This window comes from Bradyrhizobium sp. USDA 336, from assembly GCF_044908355.1.
GTDB classification, from domain to species: domain Bacteria; phylum Pseudomonadota; class Alphaproteobacteria; order Rhizobiales; family Xanthobacteraceae; genus Bradyrhizobium; species Bradyrhizobium yuanmingense.
In genome coordinates, this window is sequence record NZ_JBIYDC010000002.1 from 6,256,937 (window position 1) to 6,277,528 (window position 20,592).

At 66.5% G+C, this 20,592-nt stretch carries 20 protein-coding genes, 1 tRNA gene, 1 pseudogene and 1 riboswitch; of the genes and pseudogenes, 14 read left to right on the forward strand and 8 right to left on the reverse strand.

What is annotated here, in order from left to right; translation table 11 throughout:
• Position 1: 1 nt before the first annotated feature.
• Positions 2 to 992: pseudogene (locus tag ABIA45_RS30280) on the forward strand (SGNH/GDSL hydrolase family protein).
• A gap of 70 nt (positions 993 to 1,062) precedes the next feature.
• Here ABIA45_RS30280 and ABIA45_RS30285 read toward each other — a convergent pair.
• Positions 1,063 to 2,250 carry an O-succinylhomoserine sulfhydrylase gene (locus tag ABIA45_RS30285; protein ID WP_225128479.1) on the reverse strand — a complete coding sequence of 396 codons (1,188 nt, stop codon included), beginning with the start codon at positions 2,248 to 2,250 and terminating at the stop codon, positions 1,063 to 1,065.
• 75 nt (positions 2,251 to 2,325) lie between these two features.
• Positions 2,326 to 2,405, reverse strand: a riboswitch (SAM riboswitch).
• 80 nt (positions 2,406 to 2,485) lie between these two features.
• On the opposite strand from ABIA45_RS30285, the gene ABIA45_RS30290 reads away from it, so the two are divergent.
• The 3 genes from ABIA45_RS30290 (at position 2,486) to ABIA45_RS30300 (ending at position 6,497) form a co-directional block, all read left to right on the forward strand.
• Positions 2,486 to 3,622: a 2'-deoxycytidine 5'-triphosphate deaminase gene (locus ABIA45_RS30290; protein WP_404545410.1), complete on the forward strand. Its 1,137-nt coding sequence runs from the start codon at positions 2,486 to 2,488 to the stop codon at positions 3,620 to 3,622.
• 213 nt (positions 3,623 to 3,835) lie between these two features.
• Positions 3,836 to 4,888: a hypothetical protein gene (locus ABIA45_RS30295; protein WP_404545412.1), complete on the forward strand. Its 1,053-nt coding sequence runs from the start codon at positions 3,836 to 3,838 to the stop codon at positions 4,886 to 4,888.
• Between the two features lie 166 nt (positions 4,889 to 5,054).
• Positions 5,055 to 6,497: an MATE family efflux transporter gene (locus ABIA45_RS30300; protein WP_275501359.1), complete on the forward strand. Its 1,443-nt coding sequence runs from the start codon at positions 5,055 to 5,057 to the stop codon at positions 6,495 to 6,497.
• Here the strand turns inward: ABIA45_RS30300 and ABIA45_RS30305 are convergent.
• The 5 genes from ABIA45_RS30305 to ABIA45_RS30325 form a co-directional block, all read right to left on the reverse strand.
• Positions 6,494 to 6,964 (reverse strand): hypothetical protein, encoded by a 471-nt coding sequence (locus ABIA45_RS30305; RefSeq protein ID WP_404654644.1) that lies wholly within the window; start codon positions 6,962 to 6,964, stop codon positions 6,494 to 6,496. The two genes, ABIA45_RS30300 and ABIA45_RS30305, sit on opposite strands and share 4 nt — an antisense overlap.
• Positions 6,965 to 7,077: 113 nt before the next feature.
• Entirely contained in the window at positions 7,078 to 7,479 is a 402-nt protein-coding gene (locus ABIA45_RS30310; protein WP_275501357.1) for an SRPBCC family protein, read from the reverse strand.
• Positions 7,480 to 7,623: 144 nt separating this feature from the next.
• Positions 7,624 to 7,983, reverse strand: coding sequence for a VOC family protein (locus tag ABIA45_RS30315; protein WP_404654645.1), 360 nt, complete (start codon positions 7,981 to 7,983; stop codon positions 7,624 to 7,626).
• 58 nt (positions 7,984 to 8,041) lie between these two features.
• On the reverse strand, positions 8,042 to 8,881 hold the full coding sequence (locus ABIA45_RS30320) for a helix-turn-helix domain-containing protein (protein WP_404654646.1): 840 nt from the start codon (positions 8,879 to 8,881) through the stop codon (positions 8,042 to 8,044).
• Positions 8,882 to 8,890: 9 nt separating this feature from the next.
• Positions 8,891 to 9,469: a methylated-DNA--[protein]-cysteine S-methyltransferase gene (locus ABIA45_RS30325; protein ID WP_404654647.1), complete on the reverse strand. Its 579-nt coding sequence runs from the start codon at positions 9,467 to 9,469 to the stop codon at positions 8,891 to 8,893.
• A gap of 174 nt (positions 9,470 to 9,643) precedes the next feature.
• On the opposite strand from ABIA45_RS30325, the gene ABIA45_RS30330 reads away from it, so the two are divergent.
• A tRNA-Gly gene (locus ABIA45_RS30330) sits at positions 9,644 to 9,717 on the forward strand.
• Between the two features lie 4 nt (positions 9,718 to 9,721).
• Here the strand turns inward: ABIA45_RS30330 and ABIA45_RS30335 are convergent.
• On the reverse strand, positions 9,722 to 10,714 hold the full coding sequence (locus ABIA45_RS30335) for an alpha/beta fold hydrolase (RefSeq protein WP_404654648.1): 993 nt from the start codon (positions 10,712 to 10,714) through the stop codon (positions 9,722 to 9,724).
• A 173-nt stretch (positions 10,715 to 10,887) separates the two neighbouring features.
• On the opposite strand from ABIA45_RS30335, the gene ABIA45_RS30340 reads away from it, so the two are divergent.
• Positions 10,888 to 11,469: a helix-turn-helix domain-containing protein gene (locus tag ABIA45_RS30340; protein ID WP_404654649.1), complete on the forward strand. Its 582-nt coding sequence runs from the start codon at positions 10,888 to 10,890 to the stop codon at positions 11,467 to 11,469.
• Between the two features lie 25 nt (positions 11,470 to 11,494).
• A complete protein-coding gene (locus ABIA45_RS30345; protein WP_404654650.1) occupies positions 11,495 to 11,968 on the forward strand; it encodes a GNAT family N-acetyltransferase in 474 nt (157 codons plus the stop codon).
• Between the two features lie 101 nt (positions 11,969 to 12,069).
• Here the strand turns inward: ABIA45_RS30345 and ABIA45_RS30350 are convergent, their stop codons facing one another.
• Positions 12,070 to 12,597 (reverse strand): DUF1003 domain-containing protein, encoded by a 528-nt coding sequence (locus tag ABIA45_RS30350; protein WP_225128496.1) that lies wholly within the window; start codon positions 12,595 to 12,597, stop codon positions 12,070 to 12,072.
• Between the two features lie 111 nt (positions 12,598 to 12,708).
• On the opposite strand from ABIA45_RS30350, the gene ABIA45_RS30355 reads away from it, so the two are divergent.
• The 7 genes from ABIA45_RS30355 to ABIA45_RS30385 all read left to right on the forward strand — a co-directional run bounded on the left by ABIA45_RS30355 (position 12,709) and on the right by ABIA45_RS30385 (position 20,591).
• Positions 12,709 to 13,782 (forward strand): LacI family DNA-binding transcriptional regulator, encoded by a 1,074-nt coding sequence (locus tag ABIA45_RS30355; protein WP_404654651.1) that lies wholly within the window; start codon positions 12,709 to 12,711, stop codon positions 13,780 to 13,782.
• A gap of 85 nt (positions 13,783 to 13,867) precedes the next feature.
• Positions 13,868 to 15,319, forward strand: a complete 1,452-nt coding sequence (gene xylB / locus ABIA45_RS30360; RefSeq protein ID WP_404654652.1) for a xylulokinase — start codon at positions 13,868 to 13,870, stop codon at positions 15,317 to 15,319.
• Positions 15,320 to 16,642, forward strand: coding sequence for a xylose isomerase (gene xylA, locus ABIA45_RS30365; protein WP_404654653.1), 1,323 nt, complete (start codon positions 15,320 to 15,322; stop codon positions 16,640 to 16,642).
• A 13-nt stretch (positions 16,643 to 16,655) separates the two neighbouring features.
• The gene (locus ABIA45_RS30370; protein WP_109145592.1) at positions 16,656 to 17,414 is read left to right on the forward strand and encodes an ATP-binding cassette domain-containing protein; all 759 of its coding nucleotides are present in this window, start codon (positions 16,656 to 16,658) and stop codon (positions 17,412 to 17,414) included.
• Complete coding sequence (locus tag ABIA45_RS30375) at positions 17,414 to 18,484, forward strand: ABC transporter permease (RefSeq protein WP_157285690.1); 1,071 nt, start codon at positions 17,414 to 17,416, stop codon at positions 18,482 to 18,484. Before ABIA45_RS30370 ends, ABIA45_RS30375 begins: the two co-directional genes overlap by 1 nt.
• A gap of 93 nt (positions 18,485 to 18,577) precedes the next feature.
• Positions 18,578 to 19,510, forward strand: a complete 933-nt coding sequence (locus ABIA45_RS30380; RefSeq protein WP_057028437.1) for a sugar-binding protein — start codon at positions 18,578 to 18,580, stop codon at positions 19,508 to 19,510.
• A gap of 103 nt (positions 19,511 to 19,613) precedes the next feature.
• The gene (locus tag ABIA45_RS30385) at positions 19,614 to 20,591 is read left to right on the forward strand and encodes an aldo/keto reductase (RefSeq protein ID WP_404545431.1); all 978 of its coding nucleotides are present in this window, start codon (positions 19,614 to 19,616) and stop codon (positions 20,589 to 20,591) included.
• Position 20,592 lies beyond the last annotated feature (1 nt).

The window sequence follows — 20,592 nt, forward strand, 5'->3', positions numbered from 1 at the left end:
AATGAGTTCTCTCCGCCCTTTTTGCCTGACGTCATGGTTGGCCGTGCCTGCAACAGCAGTGCTGTTGTTGCTGACGCCCCGCCTCGCATGCGCAGACGCCGGCTGCACAGCCGGCGACCCCCGCACCCGCCCAGTCGCCTGATCCCGCGCCCGCAGCGCCGTCCCAGACCACCGTCGCCGCGAGGTCGCCCGAGCAGCGCGGCGTCACCTCGCGCGCCATCGACAAGGTGAAGGAGGTCGCGAAGTCCGCCGCCGACATCTTCAGCCGGGTGCCCTGCCTGCCGCCGAAGGGCGGCTCCAAGGCGATGGGCTCGCTGCCGCATGTCGCGAGCAAGCTGGCCGCCGGCCAGCCCGTCGTCATCGTCGCGTTCGGCTCGTCGTCGACTCAAGGGTTCGGCGCGAGCTCGCCGGAGTTCAATTACCCCAATCGTCTCGCCGCGCAGCTGCGCCGGCACTATCCGACCGCCGACATCAGCGTCATCAATGCGGGCGTCGGCGGCGAGGACGCCCCCGAGATGATGAAGCGTCTGCAGACGCAGGTGATCGACAGGCATCCGGATCTCGTGATCTGGCAGGTCGGCACCAACGCCGTGCTGCGCAATCTCGATCCCGGCGAGACCGTCAAGCTGGTGGAGGACGGCATCAACCGCATTCAGGCCGCCGGCGGCACCGACATCGTGCTGGTCGATCCGCAATATTCGCCGGCCGTCAACCAGCGCAAGGAGAGCGCCGGCAAGATGATCAAGCTGCTCGGCAACGTCGCCGAGCTCCGCAAGGTCGGTATCTTCCCCCGCTTCGAGGTGATGCGCGACTGGCACGAGAACCAGTCGATCCCGGTCGAGAGCTTCGTCATCGCCGACGGCCTGCACATGAACGATTGGGGCTATGCCTGCTTCGCCCAGCTGCTCGGGGACGACATCATCCGCTCCGTCGGCCAGATCAAGCTCGGTGTGAGCGTGCCCGCCGATGTGAGAACGTACCGGCCGATGTAGAGGCGAGTAGGGAATGGCGAGTAGCGAATAGGGCTGGGTCCATTTGCCACTCACTATTCGCCATTCGCCCTCACGCCTTCTCCAGCGCCGCGGTGAGATCCTCGATCAGGTCATCCGCGTGCTCCAGCCCCGCCGAGAAGCGGATGAAGCCCTCGCTGATGCCGAGCGCGGCGCGGTCTTCCGGCTTGAGGCGCTGATGCGTCGTGGTCGCCGGATGCGTGACGAGGCTCTTGGCGTCGCCGAGATTGTTGGAGATCTTGGCGAGCTTCAATTCGTTGAGCACACGGAACGCCGCCGCCTTGCCGCCCTTCACCTCGAAGCCGACCAGCGTCGAGCCGCCGCGCATCTGCTTCTTCACCAGCGCCGCCTGCGGATGATCGGCGCGGCCGGGATAGACCAGTCGCGAGATCTTGGGATGGCTCGCCAGCACCTCGGCGACGCGCGCGGCCGTGTCGGTCTGCGCGCGCACGCGCACGCCCAGCGTCTCCAGTCCCTTGAGCAGGACCCAGGCATTGAACGGCGAGATCGACGGGCCGGTCTGGCGCATGAAATTGTGGATGTGCTCGGCGATGAAGGCTTCGGAGGACAGGATGATGCCGCCGAGACAGCGGCCCTGGCCGTCGATGTGCTTGGTTGCGGAGTAGACGACGACGTCGGCGCCGAGCGCGAGCGGGCTCTGCCAGATCGGGGTTGCAAACACGTTGTCGACGACGAGCCGCGCGCCGCCCTTGTGCGCGATCTCGGCAATCGAGGGAATGTCGAGCACGTCCAGCGTCGGGTTGGTGGGGCTCTCCAGGAAGAACGTCTTGGTGTTGGGCCTCAGCGCCCGTTGCCACTGGTCGAGATCGAGCCCGTCGACCAGCGTGGCCTCAATGCCGTAGCGCGGCAACAGGTCCTGGATGACGTAGAGGCAGGAGCCGAACAGCGCACGGGAGGCGACCACGTGATCGCCGGCCTTGAGCGGCGCCAGGATCGCGGTCGTCACCGCCGCCATGCCGGTTGCCGCCGAGCGCGCGGCCTCGGCGCCCTCGAGCTCGATCATGCGGCGCTCGAACATTGCAATCGTCGGGTTGGAATAGCGCGAATAGATGAAGCCGGGATCCTCGCCCTTGAAGCGCGCCTCGCACTCCTCCGCGCTGGCGTAGACATAGCCTTGCGTCAGGAACAGCGCCTCCGAGGTCTCCCCATATTGCGAGCGCAGGGTGCCGGAATGGACCAGGCGGGTTTCGGGGCGGTAGGCAGCAGACGACTTCGACATAGGACCCTCTCCGACATGACCGTCGAGGCAAAACGGTCACAAAAAAACCGGCCTGGATATCTCCACGGGCCGGGATCACAGAGGTCCCCGGCCTGTTTAGCGACTTATTTAACGTGGCTGCAAGCCGGCCGGCTCAAATCACCACGGGATAAGTGATGCTCATATTCCGCAATGCCCTTTCCGTCAAGGCGTCCATCGGATAGCCGTAAAAGACTTGTATTTCCGGCATGGCCGGATGCATTCGACCCCTGATGAGGACCCCCGGTTGACGTTCACGGTCGCCGCCGACGCCAATGGTATCCTGCCCGACCGCACGATCGCGGCGATGGCGGAAGAAGGTCTCATCCTGCCCGCCTACGACTTCGTCGAGAGCCAGATCCAGCCGGCGAGCCTCGATCTGCGCCTTGGCGACATCGCCTATCGGGTCCGCGCCAGCTTCCTCCCCGGGCCCGGTGCCACCGTGGCCGAGCGCATCGACGAGCTGAAGCTGCACGAGTTTAGCCTCGCCGACGGCGCGGTGCTCGAGACCAACTGCGTCTACATCGTGCCGCTGCTCGAGAGCCTCGCGCTGCCGCCCGAGATCGTCGCTGCCGCCAATCCGAAGAGCTCGACCGGCCGGCTCGACGTCTTCACCCGCGTGATCGCCGACGGCACCCGTCGCTTCGACATGATCGGCGCCGGCTATCACGGCCCGCTCTATGCCGAGATCAGCCCGAAGACGTTTCCGGTGCTGGTGCGCGAGGGCTCGCGTCTCAGCCAGGTGCGCTTCCGCACCGGCGATGCCATCCTCAATGCCGACGAGCTCGATGCGCTGCACGCCAGCGAACGTCTCGTCGACATCGACGATGCGGATCTTTCCGGCGGCGTTGCCGTCTCGGTCGATCTCTCCGGCGAGAAGGCGAGCGGCTTCGTCGGCTATCGCGCCAAGCGCCACACCGGCGTCGTCGATGTCGACCGCCGCGCGGGCTACGCGGTGGAGGATTTCTGGGAGCCGATTTCGGCGCGCCCCGATGGCAGCCTGATCCTCGACCCCGGCGAGTTCTACATCCTCGCCTCCAAGGAAGCGGTGCAGGTGCCGCCCGACTACGCCGCGGAAATGGTGCCGTTCGACCCCCTGGTCGGCGAGTTCCGCGTGCACTATGCCGGCTTCTTCGATCCCGGCTTCGGCTATGCCGGCGCAGGCGGGCTGGGATCGCGCGCCGTGCTGGAGGTGCGCTCGCGCGAGGTGCCGTTCATCCTCGAGCACGGCCAGATCGTCGGCCGCCTCGTCTACGAAAAGATGCTGGCCCGCCCCGACGCCATGTACGGCCAGCGCATCGGTTCCAACTACCAGGCGCAAGGCCTGAAGCTCAGCAAGCATTTCAGGGTGTAGTGCTAACCTCACCCACCGCTGTCATTCCCCGCGGAGGCGGGGAATCCAGTACGCCGCGGCCTCTCGATTCAAGCATGACCATCTCGGAGTACTCGATCGCCCGTCCCAGTGCGCAATGGCGCACAAGGCGGGCGATGACACCGAGATCGCGTCTGGTTGCGTCACCCGATCCGCGATGACACACTCCCGCAAAACAACAAGCCGGGAGCGAACATGACCACCGCACCAGACCTCGCGCAGGAAGCGCAATGGAAGCGCTGGCGTGCGATCGCCGATCTCTATCACGCCTGTTTCACCGGGCTGATCCTCACAATCGTCACGCGCCGCGGCACGGCGGATGCGGCAGAATTCGTCTTCCGCGTGTTCCGTCGCCAGCAGCAGGAACGCTTCCTGCCGGGGCTCAAAAAGCTCGGGATCGACCATCTGCCGCCGGCGGTCGCGGCTGCGCAATACCACTATCTCTCCAACTGGATCGGCGGCGTGCACGTCGAATACATGTATGAGAGCGACACCAAAGCCTGGATCCGCTATCCGCCGCCGCGCTGGATCTGGAAGGGCACCGCGATCTGCGGCATCCCCGGCGAGGTCTCCCGCGCCATGCTGCGCGGCTGGCACGCCAACAATGGCGCGGCTCTCGGCGATCTCAGGCTCGGTTTCGTCTGCACCAAGCAGAGCGTCGACGGTCAGGACGGGCTCGAAGGCTATTATCATCTCTACGACCATCCGCTCGAGCTTGACCAGCGCCTCGTGTTCGCGCGCCACCTCGAAGCACCTTTGTTCGATGCGAAGACGGCGCCCGCATTGCCGGTCGCGAGCTGGCCAAAACCGCGGCTGGAAAAGGCCTATCGCAATTACGCGATGGAATATGTCCGCACCGCCGCGCCCGTGATGGTGCAGCTGTTCGGCCCGGAGGATGCCGGCTATCTGCTGCACCTCACCGGCAAGCTGATCGGCATGCAATATTTCGACGAGGTCGCCGCGGCGCTGGCGACGACCCGCGGCGGCGCGCGAGAATTCGCATTGTTCCTGAACGCGATGCTCGCTGCGCAGGATGATGCGGCCGAGATGACGCAATCGGAAGGCACGTTCGAGATCCGGCAGCAGAGCTGGAAGCTGATGGACGACATCGCCGACTACCACCGCGCCTGCGCGAAGGTGCTGGAGGGATTGTTCGAGGGTCTCGCCGCAGGCTGCGGCCGGCATATCGGCGTGCAGATGCGCACCGCGGTAGGCGGCCGTCCGCCGCTGGTGTGGACGATCGAGTAATTCCACCGCTTGAAATGCGCTGCCGCAGGGCACGCCTGCATCAGGCGCAGGCGGAAGCACCGCGCGCCGTGCTAACACGCTTCAGCTGCGCCATTCGCGCGAACGAATCCATTGGCACACCAAGTGATTGCTGCGCTGCAAATGGCGCTTGCGCCCGGGAGAGGACATGTCCGACATCGCCGAAATCCCGGTCGATGAGCAAGAGCGCCCGCTGCCGCCGCCTCCGCCGCCGATCAGAAGCGCGCTGACCGACGGGCCGATCCTGCGCACGCTGCTCTCGCTCGCTTGGCCGAACGTGATCGGCCTGTCGGCCGGCATCTGCGTCGTCATCGCCGAGACCTCCTATGTCGGCCGGCTCGGCGTCGAGGCGCTGGCGGCGATGGCGCTGGTGTTTCCGACGATCATTCTGACGATGACGATGTCCGGCGGCGCCATGGGCGGCGCGGTGGCCTCGGCCATCGCGCGTGCGCTCGGCGCCGGGGACCGCGAGCGCGCCGGCATCCTGGCCGTGCACGCGATGCTGATCGGCATCAGCTTCGGCCTCGTCTTCATGCTGGGCATGCTGATCTTCGGGCCGAGGCTGCTCGAAATGCTCGGCGGCCGCGGCGATGTGCTTGCGCATGCGATCGCCTACACGCAGGTGTTCTTCGGCGGCGCCGTGCTGCCCTGGCTGCTTAACACCATGGCGGGCATCTTGCGCGGCACCGGCAACATGAAGCTGCCGTCGTTCCTGATCCTCAACTCCGCGGCCTGGCAGATCGTGCTCGGCGGCACGCTCGGCCTCGGGCTCGGGCCGGTGCCGCAGTTCGGCATGCGCGGCGTCGCCGCCGGCGCGCTGATCGCCTACACCATGAACATCGGCATCATGAGCTGGTACCTGTTCTCCGGCCGCGCGCGGATCACACTGAAGCTGCGCGGCCTGCGCATCCAATGGGCGATGTTCTTCGACATCCTCAAGGTCGGCGCCATCGCCTGCTTCTCGCCGCTGCAATCGGTGCTGACGATCTCGATCTTCACCCACATGCTGGCGCAGTTCGGCACTGCGATCCTCGCCGGCTACGGCGTCGGCGCGCGGCTCGAATTCCTGCTGACCTCGATCGCATTCTCGTTCGGCATCGCCTGCGTGCCGATGGTCGGCATGGCGATCGGCGCCGGCCGCATCGCGCGGGCCCGGCGCATCGCCTGGACCGCCAGCGTTGCCGCTTTCGTGGCGGTCGGTGCGCCGGCGTGCCTCGTTGCGATCTTCCCCGATCTCTGGGTCAACATGTTCACCGACAGCGTGGCGGTGCGCGCGGCGAGCCATCAATATCTCTCGACGGTCGGGCCGTTCTACGCCTTCTTCGGTCTTGCGACGACGATGTATTTTTCCTCGCAAGGCGCGGCCAAGGTGATCGGCCCGGTGCTGGCGCAGACCGCGCGGCTGATCTACATCGCCGGAATCGGCTGGTGGCTGTCGAGGCACGGCGCCAGCGCGCAGAGCTTCTTCTGGCTCGCCGCGAGCTCGATGGTCGTGCTCGGCCTCTTGTCGTGCTCCAGCGTCGTGCTGACACGCTGGGGACCGCGCGAGACGAAGCCTGCGATCAAGCCGGCGCTTTCGGCTGCCGACTAGCGACGCTTGTGTCGGCGATGGCCGCCGCCGGTATTGGCGAGCCGCATCAATTGCGGGATCATCGCCATCATGTCGCTGCCGCCGAGCATGCCCATGATGTCGCCGCCGCCCATGCTGCCGATCCCGACCGGCATGATGCCGCCGCCCATCGGCGCGTAGCCGCCGTAGATCGGTGCACTGAATCCGCCGCCGAAATTGCCGCCGCCGCCCATCAAGCCGCCGAGCCCGCCGCCGCCGTTCTCCATCATGCGGCTCATCATCGGGCCCATGGTCCGCATCAGCATGGCGAAGCGGCGCTTGCCCATCTTCGCCTTCATCATCTCCAGCATCGGCGCCATCGGGGTCATCATGTCCTCGCCGCCGGCACCGCCGCCGCCGAGGAATTGCGCTTTTGCCGGCACGCTCGAGATTGAAAACAGCAGCAGCATTGCAGCTGCCTGGCAGATCACCTTGTCCGCACCTCTCATGGCATGCTCCTCGCGTGCGTGGCGCCGCCGGGAGAGCAGAGCCAACCGGACGCACGCGGGCATGGTTAGGGCCGGCGAGGACGGAGCTCTGTGAGAAAACTCACAGTGAACGATCAGGCTGCCGCGGGCGGAAACGCCTTGTGCATGGCGGCCACCGCCTCCTTGGTTTGCCCCTGGACGTAAGGCGCGAGCTCGTTCGGCAGCATGTCGATGATCCAGACGAGGCGGCAGCTCGTCTCGCCCTCGACAATGACCTGCACCGAGGCGCTGTAATGCCTCAGCCGCTCGTTGCTGATGGCATAGACGAGGCGCCGCCGCGCATCGTCGCAGTCGACCAGCACTTCGCGCGCGACCGAGCCGTTGGCGAAGGTGACAATGCGCGCATCGCCATCGAGCGTGCACGCCGTGACGAAGCCCGGCACCAGCCGCTGATGTAGCGCGCCGAAATCACGCACTGCGCCCCAGACGTCGCGCGCGGGGGCGGGGAGGGAGATGTCGTTGTGGATGGAGGCCATGAAGGTATCCTTGATTGCGATAAGTGGTGCCACAGATGCCGTCATTGCGAGCGCAGCGAAGCAATCCAGAACTGTATCCGCGGAAGCAGTCTGGATTGCTTCGTCGCAAGAGCTCCTCGCAATGACGGAGCGAGTGGCTAGCGCTCACACACAAACCGCCTCGACATTGTTGCCATCAGGGTCGATCAGGAACGCCGCGTAATAGGTCGGGCTGTAATCCTTCCGCGGGCCGGCGCCGCCATTGTCGCGACCGCCGCACTTGAGGCCTTCGCTGTGAAACGCCTTGACCGCGTCATGATCCCCGGCGCGGAAGGCGATGTGGACGCCGTCGGCCTTGCGGCCCTTGTTCAGGTGCAGCCACAGCGCCGGCTCGCCCTTCGGCCCGAAGCCGGCATAGCCGTCGCCGCTCGAGCACAGGACAAAGCCGAGCGGCGCCAGCACCGCGCTGTAGAAGCGCGTGGCGGCGTTGAGGTCGGCAACGCGCAATCCGATGTGGTCGTACATGTTCGTCTCCATTGCGAAGAAGCGTGCCGCGAAGGACACGCGCCGGAGACGACCCTAGTCAGTTGAGGGCAAGCTGCTCTTGGAGAATCTTGCGCTCCCCCTTCGACGCCTGCCGGAACTTGGTCGGCGACACGCCGGCGGCGCGATGGAAGGTGCGGACGAAATTGGAGAGATCGCCGAAGCCGACGTCATAGGCGATGTCGGTGACGGGGATGTCGTCGTCAGCGAGCAGCCGTGCCGCGTGGCGCAGCCGCGAGCGCACGAGATATTGATGCGGGGTGACGCCGAGCACGGCCGAGAACAGCCGCAGGAAATGAAACGGGCTCAATCCCGCCTGCTTGGCAGCCTGCTCGAGGTCGAGCTCGGCATGCGAATTGTCGTCGATCCACAGCGCCGCCTCCACCGCGCGGCGGCGGTCGCGTGCGGTGGGGGTGGCCGGCTTGCGCGCTTTGCCCGAGACGGCGTCGACAAAACGGCCGGCCAGGATTTGGCCGATCTCGTCGAGACCGAGATCGCTGTTGCCATCTGCTGCCGTCTGAGCCAGCTCGCCCAGCACCATCAACTCGGGCAGCGGCGGCGTCGCGCCGATCTGCCAGACCTCGCGCCGCCCGCCGAGGGCGTCGACCAGATCCTCGCTGAGGAAGAAGCCGAGGCAGACGTCGCCGGAGACGTGCTCATGCGTGCAGGTGTATTCCTCGCCGGGGGCGCCGATCAGCATCGAGCCCGCCACCAGCTCGAAGAAGCCGGCGCGGCAATGGCAGCCGAAGCTGCCGGAGCGGACATAGGCGATGGAATGGCCGGTGCGGCATTCCGCAAACGGCGTGTCGTCCGGGCCCGCATCGCAGCGAAACTCGGATGCCGTGATCGAGGGCGTCGTCAGCAACGTGGTGGCGTGCATCCCGCGTATTTAGGTAGGCGCCCGCGGCGGAGCAACCGGCAGCAGCACCTCGAACAGCGTCTTGCTGGCGATGGGGTGGGCGCCTTCGAGCGCCAGCAGCCGCCGCTTGGAGATCACGCCTCCATAGGGCGAGAGCCGGTCGGTGTAATTGCCAGCCTCCAGCACCCGGTGGCAGGGCACGATCAGCATGAAGGGATTTTTCGCAATCGCCTGCGCCACGGAATAGGACGCGCCGGAGGCGCCCAGCGCCCGGGCGACCTCGTGATACGTGCGTGTCTCCCCGCGCGGAATGCTGCAGGCGTACTCGTAGACGCGCCGGTCGAAGCCGGGCACCCCGCCGGCGTCCAGGCTGACCTCGGAGAAGTCGGGATCGTGACCTTGCAGCAGGCCCGTGATGCCCTCGATCGCCAGCTCGGCGTTCTCGGACGGGCGCTGCTCCCGCGCCTCGGGATGGACCTGGAAAATCCGGCGGCGGGTGTCGATCTCCCGCGCCTCCGGCAATTGCACGGCGACCACGCCGGTGCCGCTCCAGATGATGCCGCAACGGCCTATGGCCGTGTCGAATATCGCGTAAGCCCGCCCCACCATGCACACGCCCCACTCAGTGCACGTTTCTCCCCGGAAAAGCGATCATAACACCGCCACAATCCGGCGCACCTGGAATCTTATCAGGACGTTAACAACTGCCCCGCCAGTCGCGCCAAACCGCTTGGCGGCAGGCGCCGTCTCGGCTAATCAGGAGGGGCGCGGGCTTGCGCATCCGCGGGCGTAGTTCAATGGTAGAACGGCAGCTTCCCAAGCTGCATACGAGGGTTCGATTCCCTTCGCCCGCTCCAGCCTTTAGTTCGGTAGGCTTTTCAGAAACTGGACGATCGCCGCGTTCACCTCCGCCGGCCGCTCCTGCTGCGTCCAATGTCCGCAGCCGGGCAGCATCTTGATTTCGCGCAGCTGCGGCACCCATTGCTTCATGTTGGCGAGATGTTCGGCGGCACCGGGAAAGGAGATGACCATGTCGTGGTCGCCGGCGATGAAGAGCGAGGGCACCACCACCTGCATGCCCTCGAATGCTGCCATCAGCTCCCAATTGCGATCGATGTTTCGGTAGTAATTGAGCGGCCCGCGAAAGCCGCTGCGCGCAAACTCGGTAGCGTAGTGGTCGAGCTCGGCGGCACTCAGCCAGGACGGAAGCGGCACCGGCACCTTCGGTAGCATGCCGTCCTTGCGGGAGACTATGCCGACGGCGGCCGTTCGCCCCTGATGCTCTGCATTGGCGCGGATCGCGGCCGCCCCTTCGCCGGAGCCGCCAAAGAGCATGGCGCCGAGTGTTGCGCGAGGATCCCGCTCGAACTCAGCTTCGGCGATACCTGGCTCCTGGAAGTACAGCTGATAGAACTGCGCATCCGCCGTCTGCGGCATGACGCTCGTCGGCCGCACCGGACTGCGCGGCCGATACGGTACGCTGAGGATCGCGGCGGCCCGGAAGCGATCGGGCCGCAGGCGCGCCGTGTGCCAAGCGATTGTCGCGCCCCAGTCATGTCCGACGATGACGGCGTGCTTCGCCTCGAACGCGTCGAGCACGCCGACGAGATCGCCGACCATATGAAGGATCGTGTACTGATCGATCGCTTCGGGCCGGTCGCTCTTTCCGTAGCCGCGCATGTCGGGTGCGACCGCGTGGTAGCCGGCCGCCGCCAACGCCTCGAGTTGATGCCGCCAGGAGTACCAGCCTTCCGGAAAGCCATGGCAGAGCAGCACCATGGGCCCGTCGCCCTGCTCGGCGACATTGAGGCTGATGCCGTTGGCTTTGATCCTCCGCTGCGTCGGGCCACCCATTCATCGCCTCCGATTTTTTTTGTGGTTGGGGCGTATCCTAGTCCGCCGCACGACCCCCCGCAAAGTTTCTAATATATTGGACTTCCGCTCCCCGCGTGTGCCTCCGCGCGCGCTAAGCTTCTCTCGCCCGGGCGGGAGCGGTCATCGTATCGGGCGATGTTCGGATGAAACCCATGGACCAGCAAAAACTCGATCGCGCCATTGGCCGGCGCCTGAAGACGCTGCGGACGCAGGCCGGGATAACGTTGAACGAACTCGCGGCGCGCTCCGGCGTCAGCCGGGCCATGATCGGGCGGGTGGAGCGGGCGCAGAGCAGTGCGACGGCGGCGCTGCTCAACAAGCTCTGCGCCGCGCTCGACGTCACGCTCAGCGATGTCGTCGCGCTCACCGAGAAGCCGCCGGAGCGCCTGGTGCGGCTTGCCGACCAGCCGCTCTGGCGCGATCCCGACAGCGGCTATCGCCGGCGTCACGCCTCGCCGCCGGATGCGGCCAGCGGCATCGAGACCATCGTGGTCGACCTTCCCGCCGGCGCGCGCGTTTCCTACAGCCCGTGGGGGCGCAACGCCTTCACCCAGCAGCTGCTGATGCTGGAGGGCGCGATCGCCGTGCATATCGATGCCAAGGCGGTGCGGCTGCGCGAGGGCGATTGTCTGGATTTCGACGTGATGCGTGCCGTGATCTTCGAGAACGAAACCAGGCAGGACGCGCGCTACGTCATCATCGTCAGGCGCGGCGCGTCCTACGGCAAGATGTGAAGGCCAGAGCGTGGAGACGAACACGATGCAGATCCGTACCGGCGACACCTATGATCCGCGCGTCGTCGCGCTGCTCGATCATCACGTTGCGGCCGCACGGGCGCAGACGGCGCCGGGCAGCGACCATGCGCTCGATCTCGCGGGCCTGCGTGCACCTGACGTCGCGTTCTGGACTGGCTGGGACGGCGAGACGCTGGTCGCCACCGGCGCGTTGAAGACGCTTTCGACTGGCCACGGCGAGGTCAAGTCGATGCACACGCTGCAGACCGCGCGGCGGCGCGGCTATGGCGGCCAGATGCTGCGTCACATCATCACGGAGGCCCGTGGGCGCGGCATGACGCGGCTCAGCCTCGAGACCGGCTCGTGGGACTATTTCAAGCCGGCGCACGCACTCTATCTGGCGCACGGCTTCGTCGCCTGCCGCCCGTTCGAGGGTTATGTCGAGGATCCCAACAGCCTGTTCCTGACGCTGGAGCTGTCGGCGCCAGGCCGCCGATAGCTACAGCATGATTCGGAAAAGTGTGAAGCGGTTTTCCGAAAAGATCATGCTCAAACAACAACCTAAAGCGCGATGACGCTTCACCCTGATCGCATCGCGCTTTAGGAGCGCGTCTCCTCGATCTTGTCGAGCACGCGCTCGGGGGCGATGTCCCGGGCCGCTTCCTGCAGGTCGCGCTCCGCGTCCGGCTTGACGTCGAGCCGCTCGGCGACCTGAGTGAGCAGGCGGGCCACCTTGGTCAGCTCGTGCTCGGCGAGCAGGCTGATCTGGAGATCGAGATCGGCGCGCTTGTCGGCCGCCGCGGTCATGCGGTTCTGCGAGATCAGCACGAAGGTGGAGAGGAAGATCGCCTCCACCGAGGCGATCATCGCCAGCACGACGAAGCTCTCGTCCCACGCTGGAATTCCCGGAATCCAATGTAGGTTGGCGATGATCCAGAACCCAAACAAGGCGAGGTGCAGGTAGACGAAGATCATGCTGCCGGTGAAGGCCGTGATCGCGTCCGCGACCTTGTCCTGGCCGCTTGCCGCCTGCTGCTCGCGGCGCCGCCGCGCGACCAACGCCTGGATGTTGCGCTCGAGCGTCGGGCTCAGCCCCTCGCCGGAATCATGGGTGATGTCGTTACGCACGTCCCGGCAACGGTCCGCCGGAGGAGCTGTTCCTAGAGCAGGGCGTCAAAAAGACCGATCCCCTCACAAAATGAGTTGCGTACCTCAAAATACCTCTGCTAGCCTTCAGCCATGGCCGAGACCCTCGCACCGACTGCGCTGACGCTGAAGGACATCGCCCGCGAGGCCGGTGTCAGCCTCGCCACGGTCGATCGCGTGCTGCACAACCGGCCGGGGGTCCGCCCGGATACGGTCCGACGCGTCAAGGATGCCATCGCGCGCAATTCGTTCCAGCCGCACGTGGCCGCCGCCGAGCTCGCGCGCGGCCGCGCCCGCCGTTTCGCCTTCGTGATGCCGTCGGGTCCGAACCCGTTCATGCAGCAGATCGAGGCCTATCTCGGCGAGATGGCGGCCTGGCTGTCGGCCCGCCGCCTCAATGTCGAGATGATCGCAAGCGACGTATTCGAGCCTGCCGCGCTCGCGGCCTCGCTTGAGGCGTTGTCGGGCGACTACGACGGCGTCGCCGTGGTGGCGCTGGACCATCCGAGCGTCCGCGCCGCCATCAACGACCTCGTCGATGCCGGCACCAAGGTCGTGACGCTGGTCTCGGACGTGCCGTCGTCGCGCCGCCACCATTATGTCGGCATCGACAACATCGCCGCGGGCCGCACCGCCGGCGCGCTGGTCGGACGCCTGGTCGGCCAGAGGTCCGGCAAGGTCGCGATCATCGCGGGCTCGCAGGGCCTGCGCGACCATGCCGAGCGCATCTTCGGCTTCAACCAGGTAATGGCGACGGAATTCCCCGATCTCAGCGTGCTGCCGGTGCTGGAAGGGCGCGACGAGGACGATCGTTCGGAGCAGCTGCTGGCGCGGCTGCTTGGCAAGCATCCCGACATCGTCGGTCTCTACAACGTCGGCGCCGGCACGCAGGGCGTCGCCAAAGCGCTGAACGGCAAGGCGTTGAACGACAAGGCCTCGGGCGCGGCCGGGCGTGACAAGCAGGTGGTGTTCGTCGGGCACGACGTTACCGCGTTGACGCGCCGCTTGCTACTGCAGGGCGTGATGGATGCCGCGATCTCGCAGAACCCCGGACATGAAGCGCGCGCGGCCGTCCGCGTGCTGCTCGCGCTCGCCCGCGGCGAGCCGATCTTGAGTGAACAGGAGAAGATCCGGATCGACATTGTGATGCGGGACAATCTGCCCTAGCGGCAGGTGAACTTGGAAACGGGACCGCCGGCGGGGAAAAGCGACGCAAGATCGCGCTCCCGCGGCAGGCGAAAGGGAGGACGATTTGTATCTCGGGATCGACATCGGCACGTCCGGTGTGAAAGCGATGCTTGTGAGCGAAGCCGGCGCGGTGACCGCGACGGCCGCGCGCGAGCTTGCGCTGTCGCACCCGGCGCCGCTGTGGTCCGAGCAGGATCCCGACGCCTGGGTCGATGCGGCCGTCGGCGCGGTCGACGATCTCGCCGCGCGCCATTCGCGCGAGGTCGCGCAGGTGCGCGGCATCGGCCTGTCTGGTCAGATGCATGGCGCGACGCTGCTTGGCGAGGACGGCCGCCCGCTGCGTCCGGCCATCCTCTGGAACGACGGCCGCTCGCAGGCCGAATGCGCCACGCTGGAGCGGCGCTGTCCCTCGCTGCACGCGATCGCCGGCAATCTCGCGATGCCGGGCTTCACCGCGCCGAAGCTGCTCTGGGTGGCACGGCACGAGCCGAAGATCTTCGACCGCGTGGCAAAGGTGCTGCTGCCGAAGGCCTATGTCCGCTATCGCCTCACCGGCGAGATGGTCGAGGACATGTCGGACGCGTCAGGCACGCTGTGGCTCGACGTCGGCCTGCGCCGCTGGTCCGCGCTGCTGCTGCATGCCACCGGGCTCGATCTGCACCACATGCCGCGCCTCGTCGAGGGCAGTGCGGCGAGCGGAGTGCTCGCGCCTGAATACGCGCAGCGCTGGGGCATGGCGAAAAATGTCGTCGTCGCGGGCGGCGCCGGCGACAATGCGGCCAGCGCGATCGGGCTCGGCGCCATCGCGCCGGGCGATGCATTCCTGTCGCTGGGAACGTCGGGCGTCCTGTTCCGCGTCACCGATCGCTTCGCCCCCGCGCCGGCTTCGGCGGTGCATGCCTTCTGCCACGCGCTGCCCGGCCTCTGGCACCAGATGGGCGTGATGCTGTCGGCCGCAGCCTCGCTCGCCTGGCTTGCCGGCGTGATGGAGACGCCGGCCGCAGCGCTCCTGGCACCGCTCGGCGAGCGCGTCGATGCACCTGGCACGGTCCAGTTCCTGCCTTATCTCGACGGCGAGCGCACGCCACACAACGATGCCGCCGCCAGCGGCGCCTTCGTCGGCCTGCGCGGCGCGATCGGACGTTCCCAGATCGTGCAGGCGGTGCTCGAAGGCGTCGCCTTTGCCGCGCGCGACAATCTGGCGGCGCTGAGCGCAGCCAGCGGGCCGATCGCCGAGGTCGATCTCGTCGGCGGCGGCTCGCGCTCGCCGCTGTGGGCCCAGATCTGCGCCGACGTGCTCGGCATGCCCGTCCACCGCGTCGAGGAAGGCGAGGTCGGCGCCGCGCTCGGCGCTGCGCGGCTCGGCCGGCTCGCCGCGACCGGCGAGAACCCCGCGAACGTCTGCACGCGCCCGCGGCGGCTCGCAAGCTTCACACCCCGCCCGTCCGTCGCCGCGGCATATGACGAGGCCTATCGGCGATGGCGCGCGCTTTATCCCGCATTGAAGGAGTCTTAAGTGAACGCGCCAGCCAAATTCTTCGATGCAAGTGCACCCGTCGCCTTCGGCGGCAAGGATGCCGAAGGCGCGCCCGCCTTCCGCTGGTACGACAAGGACCGCCTGGTGCATGGCCGCCGGCTCGAGGATCACTTGCGCTTTGCGGTCTGCTATTGGCATTCGTTCTGCTGGCCGGGCGGCGATCCCTTCGGTGGCGAGACCTTCCTGCGGCCTTGGCACCACGGCACCGACGCGATGGCGATGGCCCGCGCCAAGGCCGATGCCGCCTTCGAGCTGTTCCGCCTGCTGGACGTCCCCTTCTTCACCTTCCACGACGTCGATGCGGCGCCGGAGGGCGCTTCGCTCGCCGAGTCCGTCGCCAACCTCAACGCCATCGCCGATCTGTTCGAGCAGAAGATGGCATCGAGCAAGGTTCGCCTGCTCTGGGGCACTGCGAACCTGTTCACGCACCGCCGCTACATGGCGGGCGCCGCGACCAATCCGGATCCCGACATCTTCACCTATGCCGCCGGCCAGGTTCGTGCTGCACTGGAGGTGACGCACCGGCTCGGTGGGCAGAACTACGTGCTGTGGGGCGGACGCGAGGGCTACGAGACGCTGCTCAACACCGATCTCAAGCGCGAGCTCGACCAGCTCGGCCGCTTCGTCTCGCTCGTCGTCGAGCACAAGCACAAAATAGGCTTCAAGGGCCCGCTGCTGATCGAGCCGAAGCCGAAGGAGCCGACCAAGCATCAATATGATTTCGACGTCGCCACCTGCTACGGTTTCCTCGAACGCTACGACCTGCTCAAGGACGTCAAGCTCAACATCGAGCAGAACCACGCCATTCTCGCCGGCCATTCCTTCCATCACGAGGTCGCGCTGGCCGAGGCGCTCGGCGTGTTCGGCTCGCTCGACATCAACCGCGGCGACGATCTGCTCGGCTGGGATACCGACCAGTTCGCGATGAACGTGCCGGAGCTGGCGCTGGTGTTCCACGAGATCCTGAACCGCGGCGGCTTCACCACCGGCGGGCTGAATTTCGATGCCAAGATCCGCCGCCAGTCGATCGACCCCGATGATCTCATCCATGCCCATGTCGGCTCGATGGATGCCTGCGCGCGCGCCTTCCTCGCCGCCGCCGACATGCTCGACGCCGGCACGCTGAGTGCGCCGCTTGCAAAGCGCTACGAGGGCTGGGCCGGCCCGGAGGGCCGCGCCATTCTCGGCGGCCAGCGTTCGCTTGCCGATCTCGCCGACCGCGCGATGTCTCCCGGCTTCGATCCGCAGCCGCGCTCGGGCCGGCAGGAATATCTGGAATCCCTGGTCAACCGCTATGTCTGAGGAAACGCCGCTGATGACGAAGACTGACGCGACACCGGTGCTCGAGCTCACCGGCATCGGCAAGGAGTTCGGCGCGATTCGCGCGCTGCACGACGTCGACATGCAGGTCTGGCCCGGCGAGGTGGTCGGCCTGATGGGCGACAACGGCGCCGGCAAGTCGACGCTGGTGAAGATCATCGCCGGCAACTTCCGCCCCACGCATGGCGAGATGCGCTTTGCCGGCAGCGCGGTGCATTTCAACCGGCCGGTCGATGCCCGCGCCGTCGGCATCGAGGTCGTCTACCAGGACCTCGCGCTGGCGGATAATCTCACGGCCGCCGCCAACGTCTTTCTCGGCCGCGAGTTGAAGCGCAGGTTCGGACCGATTGCCTTGCTCGACCACAAGGCGATGGCATCGCGCGCGCTGGAGCTGTTCGGCGAGCTGCGTTCGGAAACGCGCCCGGACGATCTCGTCAGGCAGATGTCGGGCGGCCAGCGCCAGGCCGTCGCGATCGCGCGCACCCGGCTGTCCAATGCGCGGCTGGTGATGATGGACGAGCCGACCGCCGCGATCTCGGTGCGCCAGGTCGAGCAGGTGCTCGGCCTGATCCACCGGCTGAAGGAGCAGGGCGTCGCCGTGATGCTGATCTCGCACCGCATGCCCGACGTGTTCGCCGTATGCGACCGCGTCGTCGTCATGCGGCGCGGCGAGAAGCGCGCCGACAAGTCGATTCACCAGACCTCCCCCGAGGAGGTCACCGCCCTCATCACCGGTGCGAAGGAGGCGGCGTGATGGCCATGCCCTTGGAATCCCCGATCAGCTTCACCAATGTCGGCAAGATCAGGTGGTGGCAGCGCGGCATCTTCGCCTCGCAGACCGGCTACGTCCTGCTCGCGCTGGCGGTGCTGCTGGTGATCATGCATTTCGCCAGCCCCTACTTCTTCACCCAGGGCAACATGCAGAACGTGGCGAAGAACTTTTCCTTCATCGCCATCGCGACGCTCGGCGTCACCTTCGTGATCATCACCGGCGGCATCGACCTGTCGGTAGGATCGATGATGTGCTTTTCCGCCATGATCACATCGATGGTGATGACCGAGCTGTCGGCGCCCGGCTCGCCGCTGGTGCACATGGCGGCGGACGGCAAGACCGTGCTGGCCAATGTGCCGGGGCTGATCCTGCTCATCTCGATCCTCGCCGGCCTCGGCGCCGCGCTGATTGCAGGCCTCGTCAACGGCTTCTGCATCGCCGTGCTCGGCCTGTCGCCCTTCGTCACCACGCTCGGCATGCTCTCGATCGTGCGCGGGCTCGGCTATGTCGTCTCCAACGGGCGCGGCAGCTTCCCGGGCGGGCCGGACGCCGATTATTTCTACGCGCTCACGTCCGGTGACGTGCTCGGCGTGCCGGCGCCGTTCATCTATCTCGTGATCCTGGCGCTGACCATGGCCGTGGTGCTGCACCACACCTCGTTCGGCCGCCACGTCTTCGCGCTCGGCGGCAACGAGAAGGCGGCCGAGCTCACCGGCATTCCGGTGGTGCGGGTGAAGATCGAGGTCTACGTGATCTGCGCGCTCGCCGCGGGCCTGCAGGGCATCATCATCTCCGGCTGGCTCGGATCGGCGCCGGCCAACATGGCGATGTCCTACGAGCTCAACGTGATCGCGGCGGCCGTGATCGGCGGTGCTAATCTCGCCGGCGGCATCGGCGGTCCGCTCGGAGCCATCGTCGGCTGCGTGCTGCTGGAGGTGATCCGCAACGGCCTCGTGCTGGCCCAGGTCAGCTCGTACTGGCAGCAGACGCTGGTCGGCGTGATCATCATTCTGGCTGTGCTGGTCGACCGCGTCCGCTCGCGGATGACCTAACATGACGACATCTCGGGAAGGCAAGGAAAACGCCGCCTATCCGCTTCCCGGGGGCTTTCGAGGGGATAGGCACCAACAAGAGTGGAGGAGACAATGAGGAAACTGCTTCTTGCCGGCATCGCGGTTGCGATGATGGCCACGCCGGCATTTGCTGCGAACTACCGCTTCGTCATCGTGCCGAAGGCGATGAACAATCCGTTCTTCGATTTTTCGCGCGACGGCTGTCTGAAGCGCGCCAAGGAGCTCGGCAACATCGAGTGCATCTACAAGGGACCGGTCGAGCATGAGCCGGCGAACCAGGCCCAGATCATCCAGGACTTCATCACGCAGAAGGTCGACGGTCTCGCCATCTCGGTCGCGGACGTCGCGGCCATGACCAAGTCGATCGAGGCGGCGACCGCCGCCGGCATTCCCGTCATCACCTTCGATGCCGACGCGCCGGGCTCCAAGCGCATCGCCTATATCGGCACCAACAACAAGGAGTTCGGCCTGGCCCTCGGCAAGGAATTGCTGAAATTGCGGCCTGACGGCGGCAAATACGCCATGGTCTCCGGCGGTCCCGGCGCCAAGAACCTGGCCGAGCGTGTCGACGGCGTGCGCGAGGCGCTGAAGGGCTCGAAATGGACCGAGGTCGCGGGTTCGCCGAGCTTCTGCAACGACGATCCCGCGCTCGCGGTCCAGCAGATGACGGACATGCGTACCGCAACGCCGGATCTCGCCGCCATCGTTCCGATCGGCGGCTGGCCGATGTTCGCGCCCGAAGGCTTCAAAGCCTTCGCCAGCAGGAACAAGAAGGACATCGATTCCGGCAAGTTCACGCTGGTCGTCGCCGATACGCTGAAGATGCAGCTCGAGCTGCTGCGTGACGGCTATGCCAATGCGCTGGTCGGCCAGCGTCCGTTCGAGATGGGCGAGAAGGCGATGGACACGCTGCTCGCCATCAAGAAGGGCGAGAAGGTGCCGGAGATCGTCTACACCGGCCTCGATCTCGTCACCAAGGACAACGTCGCGAAGATGTTGAAGTAGGAGCGCTGCCCAGCCCCGCGCTTCTGCATGCCTCTCCCGCTTGCGGTTTCCGCAAGCGGGAGAGATGATTTGGAATGGACGACGATCGCTGGAAGGCATGGGAATGAAAAGATCGCGGCTCGGCGCGCTCGATGTCACCTCGATCGGCCTCGGTTCAGCCCCGCTCGGCGGATTGTTCTCGCCCGTCAGCGATGCCGATGCGCACGGGACGATCGAACGGGCCTGGTCGCTCGGTGTCCGATTCTTCGACACCGCCCCGCTCTACGGCTTCGGCCTCGCGGAGCGGCGGCTGGGCGCCTTCCTGCGGCAACAGAGGCGAGACTCCTATGCTATCTCGACCAAGGTCGGCCGCCTGCTGCGCGCACCTGATGGCGCTGCCCCGGAGGACGAGCACTACAAGGGCACGCCGCGCGAACGGCCGGTGTTCGATTTCAGCTATGACGGCGTGATGCGGTCGGTGGAGGAGAGCCTGCAGCGCCTCGGCCTCGACCGCGTCGACGTCCTTCTCGTGCATGATCCGGACGATCATTATGACGATGCCGTCAGCGGCGCCTTCCGCGCGCTCCAGCGCCTGCGCGAGGACGGCACGGTGAAGGCGATCGGCGCCGGCATGAACCAGTCCGAGATGCTGGCCCGCTTCGCCGAGGCCGTGCCGGTCGACTGCTTCCTGCTCGCTGGCCGTTACACGCTGCTCGACCAGGGCGCGCTGGATGCGCTGTTTCCGCTGTGCCAGGCCAGCAATATCGGCATCCTGCTCGGCGGCATCTACAACAGCGGCATCCTGGCCAATCCGCGGGCGAGCGCGAAATTCAACTATCAGGATGCTGACGCTGCGCTCGTGGCACGCGCGCTGGAGCTCGACGAACTCTGCCGCAGGCACGGCACCGAGCTGAAAGCCGCCGCGCTGCAATTCTGCATGGCCCATCCGGCGGTGACGGTCGCCGTGATGGGCGCGCGCAATGCCGCCGAAGTCGCCGACAACGTCGCGATGTCCGAGAAGGCGGTGCCGCCGGCATTCTGGCAGGAGCTGCGGGCACGAAAGCTGGTCGATGCGCGCGCGCCATTTCCCGGCGGAGCGTAGG